This window comes from Streptomyces sp. 15-116A (genome assembly GCF_025290915.1).
GTDB lineage: Bacteria > Actinomycetota > Actinomycetes > Streptomycetales > Streptomycetaceae > Streptomyces.
The window spans coordinates 1-9,133 of sequence record NZ_JAOCQE010000259.1 but is presented as its reverse complement, the minus strand read 5'-3'; the positions used below and the strand labels follow the sequence as shown (position 1 = coordinate 9,133).

Sequence of the window (9,133 nt, the reverse complement as noted above, 5' to 3'; positions counted from 1 at the left end):
CGGCCAGCGCGACCAGCCGGCCGCCGGTCGCCGCGGCCAGCGCCGAGGCGGTGCCCTCACCGCCGTCCACCAGCGGGATCCGGTCGATCTCGGCGTCCGGCAGCACCCGGCGGACACCCGCCGCGATGGCGTCGGCGGCGGCCTGGGCGGACAGCGACTCCTTGAAGCCGCTGGGGGCTACGACGACACGGGTGAGCATGCATACTCCTCGGTGGTTCACGCGTTAACGGGTGACAGAGACGCCGAGCAGGGGCCAGACGGCGACGGTGAAGAACAGGACCAGGGCGGCGGTCAGCGGGGCCAGCACGGCGGACAGCCGCAGCAGATCGCGCGGGGTGTAGGTGGGGACGCCGGGGACGTCGGCGAACAGCGTGACCGGCTTGGCGGAGGCGGGCAGCGTGTGGCAGAAGCCCGCGGCGGCCGTGGACGCGAGCGCCGCCGCGACCGGATTGACCCCGGCGCCCACGGCCGCCACGACCACCAGCGGGACCAGCACCGAGGAGCGGGCGGAGCGGGACTGCAGGACCAGATGGGCCGCCGTACTGACCGCGATCACCACCGCCAGGAACACCACCGGGGACACCCCCGACGGCAGCCCGCCCACCAGCCACTTCGCCGCGCCGGACGAGGAGAGCGCCACGCCCATCGCCATCGTCGCCGCCATGAACAGCAGCAGCGACCAGGGAACCGTCCGCAGCGCGTCCTTCAGCCGTACGGTGCCCAGCGCGGGCGAGGCGGCGACCACCGCGCCGATCAGCGCGACCACCGCCGGCGGCACCCGGTGCAGCGGCTCGCTGCACCACAGGACGACGACCGTGCCCAGCAGCGCCGCGCAGCGCTTCTCGGCCTGGGTCCACGGGCCGGTGACCGGGCGGTCGCTGTGCCGCTGGATCTCCTCGGCGGTGATGCGCACCGGGCCCTTGCGGTCCGCGCGCCGGGTGGTGGTCAACAGGACCGTCTCGGCGGCGAGATGGGAGGAGGCGACGGCCAGCGGCAGCCCGAGCAGCAGCCACTCGGTGAAGCCGACCCGCTCCCCGGTCGCCTCCCACAGCACCGACACGGTGATCAGATGCGCGCCCGCCCCGATCAGGGTCGCCACCGCCGACAGCAGGATCACGGTCGGGAACAGCAGCGCCAGCATCACCACCAGCCGCCCGCGGTCCGCCAGGGCCTTGGCGAGGGCGAGGAACACCGGCAGGGCGAGCGCCGCCCGGCCCGAGGTGGCGGGCACCGCGAACGCGGTGACGACCAGCGCGGCCGTCGTCAGATGCACCAACTGCCGTACCGTGCGCGCCCCGCCGACCAGGAAGGCCGCCGCCCGTCCCGCGAGCCCGGTCCGGGTCACGGCGGCGGCCAGCACGAACGCGCAGATCAGCAGCCACACAGTGGAGTCGCCGAGGGTGCCGAAGAGGGTGTCGCTGCTGATCACCCCGGTCACGGTCAGGGCGAGCCCGGCGCCCAGCGCGATATACGTGTCGTCGACGGGTGTGCCGATCCAGGCGCAGGTCGCCAGCGCGAATATGGCCAGCGTGAGACGCGCGTCCCCGCTCAGCCCGGGGAAGTTGCCGGGCACCGCGAGCAGCGCGCACAGCGACAGGGCCACACACAGGGCCACGCTCAGACGGGGATTCAGGGTCACGTCATCGAGCGTTCACTCCCGGCGTGAGCGCTCAATGAGCCCGGCATGAAGGAAATTTCACGAAGGGAGCCGATATCCCATGCCGCGTACCGTCTCCACCTTCTCCGCGCCCAGTTTCTTGCGCAGGGCCCGGACATAGACGTCCACGATGTTGGAGCCGGGGTCGAAGTCGTAGCCCCACACGTGGGACAGGATCTGCTCGCGGGACAGGACCTGTCCCGGATGCCTCAGGAACAGTTCGAGGAGGACGAACTCACGGGCCGTCAGGTCGACGGTGCGCTCCCCGGCGCGGGCCCTGCGCGTGCGCAGGTCCAGGGTGAGGTCGCCCGACTTCAGGACGGTCACCTCGGGGGCGCGGGCCGCCGTCCGCAGCCTCAGCCGGACCCGGGCGAGCAGCTCCTCGAAGCGGAACGGCTTGGTCATCCAGTCGTCCGCGCCGCCCTCGAGACCGGCCACCGTGTCCCGTACGGAGTCCCGGGCGGTCAGCACGATCACCGGGGTCGTCACCCGGGCCTCGCGCAGTTCCCGCAGCACGGTGAAGCCGTCCCGGCCGGGCAGCCCGATGTCCAGCACGACCAGATCGAAGCCGCCGGTCAGCGCGTACGCGAAGCCGGTCTCGCCGTCGGGGACGACGGTGGTGGTGAAGCCGTTGGCGCGCAGGCCCTTCTCGACGAAGGAGGCGATGCGGTCCTCGTCCTCGACGATCAGAATCCGGTTCACGTGGGTGCCTCTTCCAGGGTGAGTACGAAGGTGGCGCCGCCGCCGTCGGTGTCGTGCAGGCGGACCAGGCCGCCGTGGCCCTCCGCGATCGCCTTCACGATCGACAGGCCGAGCCCGGCGCCCGAGCCGTGCGCCCCGCGGCGGGAGATGCCGCGCCGGAAGCGTTCGAAGATCAGCTCACGGTCCTGGGGCTGGACCCCGGGGCCGGAGTCGGCGACATAGAACGCGACGCGGGTGCCTTCGGTGCGGGAGCCGATGCGGATGACCTGGCCGGGGGCGGTGTGCTGCACGGCGTTCTGCGCCAGCTGCACCATCGCCTGGGTGATCCGCTGCGGGTCCAACCGCGCCTCCCCCTCGGCGACTTCGGCGAGCCGCCAGTCGCGTTCGCCGAGCGCGCGGGCCTTGACGTAGACGTCGGCGGTGAGTTCGGCGAGCTGGACCGGCTCGGGGGTGATGAAGTCGGGGCGTTCGGTCTTGGCGAGCAGCAGCAGGTCCTCCACGATGCGGCTCATCCGGTCCAGTTCGTCGGTGACCAGACGGACCGTCTCCTCGCGCTCGGCCGGGTCGTCGCCCATCAGCTCCAGATGGCCGCGCACGATGGTGATGGGGGTGCGCAGTTCGTGGCTCGCGTCGTCGACGAACTGCCGCTGGGCGGCGAAGGCGCGCTCCAGCCGGTCGAGCATGGCATTGAAGGTCTCGGCGAGCGCGGCCACGTCGTCGTTGCCGTGCACCGGGATGCGCTGGGTCAGGTCCTGCTCGGTGAGCTGCGCGGCGGTGGTGCGAACCAGCCGTACCGGCTTCAGGATCCGGCCCGCGACCACCCAGGCGATACCGGTCGTCATCAGCAGGGCGACCCCCGAGATGGCGAGCAGCACCCGGAACACCTCGTCCGCGCGGGCCTTCTCCCGTCCCGGGTGGAACGCGACGACGAACGCCGCCGCCGGTTCGCCGCCGTAGCGCGCCACGGTGACCTTCGCCCAGCGGATCTCGCCCTCCGGGCGGTGCAGGGTGCCGGTGGAGTCGGGCGAGGCGAAGATACGGCGGCGGGCGTCCGCGTCCTTGTGCAGCGGCAGGCTCACCGGGATCTCGCGCTGCTGGATGATCTGCGCCGGGCTGGTGCCGGGCTCGCCGACCAGGCCGATCAGCTCCTCGTCCAGATCGGCGTACTGGCGCTGCAGGAAGACCCGCAGCAGCCGGCCCGGGTCGGTGAACCTGCGGCCGGTCTCCGGGTCGAAGCCCTGCTCCTCGAAACCGGCGAACTCCCGGGCCTCCTGGGCGAGCAGGCCGTTGATCCGCTGGTCGGTGTCGCGCAGCAGGATCGAGCGGGTGGTGGCGGCGACGGAGGCGAGGGCGACGGCCATCACCAGCAGCAGCCAGAGCAGGATGCGGAGCCGCGCCGATATCCGCCGGCGCTCACGGTCACCCGTCGTCGCCGGGTCCGTCGTCGGCGTCGTCGTCATCGTCCTCGTCCGCGGGGGCGTCGGTCACCGGGGGCCGCGACACGACCTGGTCGCTGGGCGCTGAGCCCGGGCGGCTGGGGGTGGTGCTGGGGGCCGGTGTCGGAGAGCCGCTCTCCAGCTCCACCTTGGCGGGCACCTTGGGCTCCGCCGGGCTGTCGGTGAGGGCGAAGCTGGTGGCTGCGATGCCGAGGGGGATGAGGACGACAGCCGCCAGCGCTGCCATCCGCCGTGAGAAGACCATGACTTCGATCCTGCCCCGGCATTCAGGTGCGAGGATGAAGGGTGGATGAGGAAGTCTTCATCTGCGGGTGCGTCGTGGCTGGTCGCGCAGTTCCCCGCGCCCCTTTGGGGCGCTAGTTGTCCAGGCCGATTGAGAAGGCCGCCTCCAGGTCGTGCTGCGAGTACGTCCTGAACGCCACGTGTGTGTCCGTGCCCTCCACGCCCGGGATCTTGCTGATCCGGCCCGGGATGACCTCCGCCAGGTCCTCGTGCTCCTTCACACGGACCATGGCGATCAAGTCGTACGTGCCCGTCACGGAGAAGACCTCGCTGATGTTCTCCAGCGCGGCGATCTGTTCCGCGATCTCGGGGATCCGGTCCACGCTGGTCTTGATGAGGACGATCGCGGTGATCACGGCTGGTTCTCTCCCTCGGGGGCCGGTGCAGGGGCGGCCTTCACTCTAGTCCCACGGCCGAAACGGACCCAGGCGAAGACGAAGCCGAGGCCGAAGCCGACCAGGTGGGCCAGATACGCCACCCCGGGACCGCCCGCGGCCTGCTGCCGGGCCGCCGCCCACTGCAGGACCGCCCAGAACGGCAGGACGACCCACGCGGGGAAGCGCACCGGCAGGAAGAACAGGAACGGCAGAAGACTGGTGACCCGGGCCCGCGGGAACAAGAAGAGGAACGCGCCGAGGACCGCCGAGATCGCCCCGGAGGCGCCCACCAGCGACTGCCCGGAGTCCGCGTTCGCCGCCGCGTAGCCGAGCAGCGCGAGGTAGCCGCAGCCCAGGTAGAACAAGGTGAACCGCACGCGGCCCATCCGCGCCTCGGTCATCGCCCCGAAGACGTGGAGGAAGAGCATGTTGCCCAGCAGATGCACCCAGCTGCCGTGCACGAACAGCGCCGTGGCCGGGGTGAGCGCGGCCTCCGGGGAACCATCGAACAGGTCTGCGGGGATCACGCCCCAGCGCCGGAAGTAGGCCCGCTGCGCCGCCAGCAGCTCGTCCCCGGTGCCGTACACCGGATTGAGCCCCGAGGCCGGTCCGATCAGGAAGACCACGCAGCACAGGACGATGAGGGTGTGGGTCACCGGTGCCGACGGGCGGTGGCTCCTCGCCCGGGCGGCCACCGCGCTCCAGTTGCGGATCATGCCTACAGAGCATGACGTAACGGGACGCAACCGTACGGACCGCCTCGCCGCCATGGACAGGCGGGCGGCGAGGAGCCGCCAGGCCGTAGGGTTACGAGCCATGACGCCCCGCGCGCGGGCGTCGCCGACAATAGAAGACCTAGAGGAAAGAGCACAGGCACGATGACGGTTCCCCTGCCGACCGCCACGACGCGGTGGCGCTGCACGCTCTGCGGCAACCTCACCCGCTTCGACGTGACCCGCTCGTCGAAGGTCGTGGAGTACGTCCACCTCGATCTGGCCGGTGAGCCGAAGGTCGAGGAGCGCGAGGTGCTCAGTGAGACGATCGAGTCGGTGCGGTGCCGCTGGTGCAACGCCGTGGACCAGGTGGAACTCGTGGACAGGCCGGGAGCCGGCTCCTGAAGCGGAGCGGGCCCCGCTGACGGTGACCCCGCTCGCGGGGTCACACACAGGCATTGGGGTGTGACGGATGGTGGAGACCGAGGGCGGGGGGCCGCAGGACGGCGCCGCTGAGGTGCTCGACCGTCCGCTGCCCGACGGAGTGCGCCGCCGCGTCGTGCAGATCGTCTCCGACGGCTTCGGCGGGCTGACCGTGGCCGAGCTGCCCGCCCAGCTCAGGCAGTACGCGCGCTTCGCCCCGAACCGGCGGGCGAAATTCGCCGGCAACGCCATGGCCGCCGCGCTGGAGACCGATCCGCTGTTCCGGCAGCGGATCGGGGAGAAGCTCAGAGAGGCCCAGCCGGAACTGACCGGCGCTCTCGATTCAGGCTCCCCGCCCCCGGCCGCGGACCCGCTCGACGTGGCGGCCGCGGCCTACGTACTGCGCCCGGCGGGCTGGGTGAAGCTGGTGACCGCCGCCGGCGAGGAGGCCCAGCGGGCCGACGCCGAGCGCGCCGACGAGGAGAACCGGGTCGAGCTGGAGCGGCTGCGCGCCGAGCTGGCGCGGGCCCGCGAGCACACCAAGTCGGAGACCGAGCGGCTGCGCGGCGAGCTGGAGGCGGCGAAGAAGGAAGCCGAGTCGCTGCACCGCAAGCTGCGCAGCGCGCTGAGCGACGTCAAGCGCGGCGAGGCGGCGCTGCGCAAGCTGCAGGGCGAGATGGAGGCCGTGCGCGCCGAGGGGCAGGCCCAGGTGTCCGCCGCCGAGAGCGAGACCCGGCGGCTCAAGGCCCGGCTCGGTGAGACCGAGGCCGCGCTGGAGGCGGCCCGCCGGGCGGCGCGCGAGGGCCGCAGCGTGGAGGACATGCGGGTACGGCTGCTGCTCGACACCGTGCTCGACGCGGCCCAGGGGCTGCGCCGCGAACTCGCCCTGCCGCCGGTGTCCGTGCGGCCCGCCGAGACCGTGGACGCCGTCGAGCCGGGCCGGATGACCCCGAAGGACATCGCCGCCCGCGCGCTGTCCGAGAACGACCCGGCCATCCTCGACCAGCTGCTGGCGCTGCCGCAGGCGCATCTGGTCGTCGACGGCTACAACGTCACCAAGACCGGCTATCCCCAGATGCCGCTGGAGAAGCAGCGGCTCAGGCTGCTCGGCCAGCTCGCCCAGCTCGCCGCGCAGACCGGCGCCGAGGTGACCTGCGTCTTCGACGGGGCGGAGCTCGCCGCGCCCGTGCTGCTCGCGCCGCCGCGCGGGGTGCGGGTGCTGTTCTCCAAGCCCGGGGTCACCGCCGACGAGCTGATCCGCCAGCTGGTGCGCGCCGAACCGCCGGGCCGGCCGGTCATCGTCGCCTCCACCGACCGCGAGGTCGCCGACGGGGTCGCCCGCGCCGGCGCCCGGCCGGTCGCCTCAGCGGTGCTTCTCAAGCGGCTTTCCTGATACTCGGATCACTTCCGTCCCCCGTGCAACGTAGCTGCGCTATGCCCGAATTGACGGAACCGTCACGCAACGTAGCGTCAATCCCACATCACTGCAGGTGAGTTGAAGGTAAATAAACGCGCTGTAGTGGAGATTTTATGGCCGGGGATTTGAACTGATCACAGGAACATCATTAGGGTCTGCTCGAACCCGCGACCGCGCGATCACTCTCGAGAAGGAGCTCGTCTCCGTGGCGTCCCACCGTCGTCCCAAGCAGCCGAGCCGCGCACGTGTGACCGTGCTCACCACCGCTGCCGCAGCCGCTGTCGCCCTGAGCTCACAGGCCGCCAACGCCGCTCCGAGCGAGAAGCCGAGCAAGGACGAGGTCAAGGCCAAGGTCGACAAGCTCTACGAGCAGGCCGAACAGGCCACCGAGAAGTACAACGGGGCCAAGGAGAAGCAGGAGAAGCTCCAGAAGGAGATCTCCACCATCCAGGACGACGTGGCCCGCGGTCAGCAGGAACTCAACGAACTGCGCGACGGCCTCGGTTCGATGGCCAGCGCCCAGTACCGCAGCGGCGGCATAGACCCCTCCGTCCAGCTGCTGCTCTCCTCCGACCCGGACGACTACCTCGACAAGGCGTCCACCCTCGACCAGTTGAGCACCCAGCAGGTCGACGCGCTGAAGAAGATCCAGGAGAAGCAGCGCGAACTCGCCCAGCAGCGCTCCGAGGCGGCCGGCAAGCTCAAGGACCTCGCCTCCACGCGCACCGAACTGGGCAAGAAGAAGAAAGAGGTCCAGGGCAAGCTCGCCGCCGCGCAGAAGCTGCTCAACAGCCTCACCGCCGAGCAGAAGGCGCAGCTCGCCGAGGAGCAGAACCGCGCCACCCGCGCCAGCGAGCGCGACGCCCTCAGCGGCAACGTCCCGCCCGGCTCCGGCCGCGCCGCCGCCGCGTTCGCCGCCGCGCAGAGCAAGCTCGGCAGCCCCTACGTCTACGGCGCCACCGGCCCGTCCTCCTTCGACTGCTCGGGCCTGACCTCCTGGGCGTACGCGCAGGCCGGCGTCGGCCTGCCGCGCACCTCGGAGGCCCAGACCGGGGCCGGCACCAAGATCTACTCGGTGAGCCAGCTCAAGGTCGGCGACCTGGTGTTCTTCTTCAACGACCTGCACCACGTGGGCCTGTACGCGGGCAACGGCCAGATCATCCACGCCCCGCGCACCGGCACCGTCGTGCGCTACGAGTCGATGAACACCATCGGCGGCCCGTTCATGTTCGGCGTCCGCGTCTGACCGAACCCCGGGTCCCGTGCCTCCGTTCGGGGGAATCACCACGCCGCCCGGCAAGCGTCCGCCCCGCCTGTGACCTGCGTCTTGGGCGGGGCGTCACCGTGTGTGGCGGCCGAGGTCATTGGTCGGCCGCCGGGCTCGGGGCTACTGTCTGCCGCGTTTCCCTGTCCGCCAGCGGAAGGAGCGCGGCTTCCCGTGGGGTCCCATCGCCGCCTTGCACCGTCCTTCGGGTTCGACCGGGGCGCCACCGTCGCCGTCGGCCTGCTGTCCGCGGCCGCCGCCGTCCTGGCCGCCGTACCGGCCACGGCCGAGCCCGCCGGTGACACCCGGTCCGAGGTGGACCGCCTCCACCGGGAGGCCGAGAAGGCGACCGAGGCCTACAACAAGGCCGACGAGCGCGCCGACACCCTGCGCGGGCAGATCCGCACCGCCCAGGACGAGATCGCCCGCCAGCAGGAACGCGTCAACACCCTGCGGGAATCGCTCGGTTCGCTCGCCGGGGCCCAGTACCGCTCCGGCGGCCTCGACCCCGCCCTGGAGCTGCTGTTCTCCGACGACCCGGCGGACTACCTCGACAAGGCCTCCGTGCTGGACCGCATCACCGGACGCCAGGCCGGTGAGCTGAGACAGCTCCACCAGGCGCTGCGCACCCTCGCCCAGCAGCGCACGGCCGCGTCCGGGAAGCTGGCCGAGCTGGAGCGCAGCCGCAAGGCCACGGCCGCGCACAAGAAGACCGTCGAGCGCAAGCTCGCCGAGGCCCGGCGGCTGCTCGACTCCCTGCCCGGCGCCGAGCGCGCCGCCTACGACCGCGCCACCCGTTCCAGCCGTACGGACCTGCCGGACCTGGGCGGCGCCGCCCCGG

The 9,133-nt window shown here is 71.8% G+C and carries 11 protein-coding genes; 4 read left to right on the top strand and 7 right to left on the bottom strand.

The features are described from left to right. From N4P33_RS28705 to N4P33_RS28675, 7 genes are all read right to left on the bottom strand, one after another. Positions 1-199: glycerate kinase (locus N4P33_RS28705; RefSeq protein WP_260829761.1), on the bottom strand; the 199-nt coding region annotated here is incomplete at its 3' end. Positions 200-223: 24 nt separating this feature from the next. After that, positions 224-1,639, bottom strand: a complete 1,416-nt coding sequence (locus N4P33_RS28700) for an SLC13 family permease (protein WP_260829760.1) — start codon at positions 1,637-1,639, stop codon at positions 224-226. 57 nt (positions 1,640-1,696) lie between these two features. Further along, complete coding sequence (locus N4P33_RS28695) at positions 1,697-2,359, bottom strand: response regulator transcription factor (protein WP_260829759.1); 663 nt, start codon at positions 2,357-2,359, stop codon at positions 1,697-1,699. Beyond that, positions 2,356-3,819: an ATP-binding protein gene (locus N4P33_RS28690; RefSeq protein ID WP_260829757.1), complete on the bottom strand. Its 1,464-nt coding sequence runs from the start codon at positions 3,817-3,819 to the stop codon at positions 2,356-2,358. The genes N4P33_RS28695 and N4P33_RS28690 overlap by 4 nt, the downstream gene beginning before the upstream one ends. Continuing rightward, positions 3,779-4,060 carry a small secreted hydrophilic protein gene (locus tag N4P33_RS28685; protein WP_260829756.1) on the bottom strand — a complete coding sequence of 94 codons (282 nt, stop codon included), beginning with the start codon at positions 4,058-4,060 and terminating at the stop codon, positions 3,779-3,781. The genes N4P33_RS28690 and N4P33_RS28685 overlap by 41 nt, the downstream gene beginning before the upstream one ends. Before the next feature lie 112 nt (positions 4,061-4,172). Then, positions 4,173-4,454 carry an Lrp/AsnC family transcriptional regulator gene (locus tag N4P33_RS28680; protein ID WP_260829755.1) on the bottom strand — a complete coding sequence of 94 codons (282 nt, stop codon included), beginning with the start codon at positions 4,452-4,454 and terminating at the stop codon, positions 4,173-4,175. Beyond that, positions 4,451-5,191 (bottom strand): rhomboid family intramembrane serine protease, encoded by a 741-nt coding sequence (locus N4P33_RS28675; RefSeq protein ID WP_260829754.1) that lies wholly within the window; start codon positions 5,189-5,191, stop codon positions 4,451-4,453. The genes N4P33_RS28680 and N4P33_RS28675 overlap by 4 nt, the downstream gene beginning before the upstream one ends. 162 nt (positions 5,192-5,353) lie before the next feature. Here N4P33_RS28675 and N4P33_RS28670 point away from each other — a divergent pair, with 162 nt between their 5' ends. From N4P33_RS28670 to N4P33_RS28655, 4 genes are all read left to right on the top strand, one after another. After that, positions 5,354-5,593 carry a hypothetical protein gene (locus N4P33_RS28670; protein ID WP_167994558.1) on the top strand — a complete coding sequence of 80 codons (240 nt, stop codon included), beginning with the start codon at positions 5,354-5,356 and terminating at the stop codon, positions 5,591-5,593. A gap of 67 nt (positions 5,594-5,660) precedes the next feature. Then, positions 5,661-7,004, top strand: coding sequence for an NYN domain-containing protein (locus N4P33_RS28665; protein ID WP_260829753.1), 1,344 nt, complete (start codon positions 5,661-5,663; stop codon positions 7,002-7,004). A 229-nt stretch (positions 7,005-7,233) separates the two neighbouring features. Continuing rightward, positions 7,234-8,274: a C40 family peptidase gene (locus N4P33_RS28660; RefSeq protein WP_260829752.1), complete on the top strand. Its 1,041-nt coding sequence runs from the start codon at positions 7,234-7,236 to the stop codon at positions 8,272-8,274. A 192-nt stretch (positions 8,275-8,466) separates the two neighbouring features. Beyond that, positions 8,467-9,133: hypothetical protein (locus tag N4P33_RS28655; protein ID WP_260829751.1), on the top strand; the 667-nt coding region annotated here is incomplete at its 3' end.

What these genes read in the sequence shown, in the direction of transcription:
- N4P33_RS28690 (WP_260829757.1), bottom strand. Translation starts at nt 3,819, where the DNA reads ATGACGACGACGCCGACGACGGACCCGGCGACGACGGGTGACCGTGAG.
- N4P33_RS28685 (WP_260829756.1), bottom strand. Translation starts at nt 4,060, where the DNA reads ATGGTCTTCTCACGGCGGATGGCAGCGCTGGCGGCTGTCGTCCTCATC.
- N4P33_RS28675 (WP_260829754.1), bottom strand. Translation starts at nt 5,191, where the DNA reads ATGATCCGCAACTGGAGCGCGGTGGCCGCCCGGGCGAGGAGCCACCGC.
- N4P33_RS28670 (WP_167994558.1), top strand. Translation starts at nt 5,354, where the DNA reads ATGACGGTTCCCCTGCCGACCGCCACGACGCGGTGGCGCTGCACGCTC.
- N4P33_RS28665 (WP_260829753.1), top strand. Translation starts at nt 5,661, where the DNA reads ATGGTGGAGACCGAGGGCGGGGGGCCGCAGGACGGCGCCGCTGAGGTG.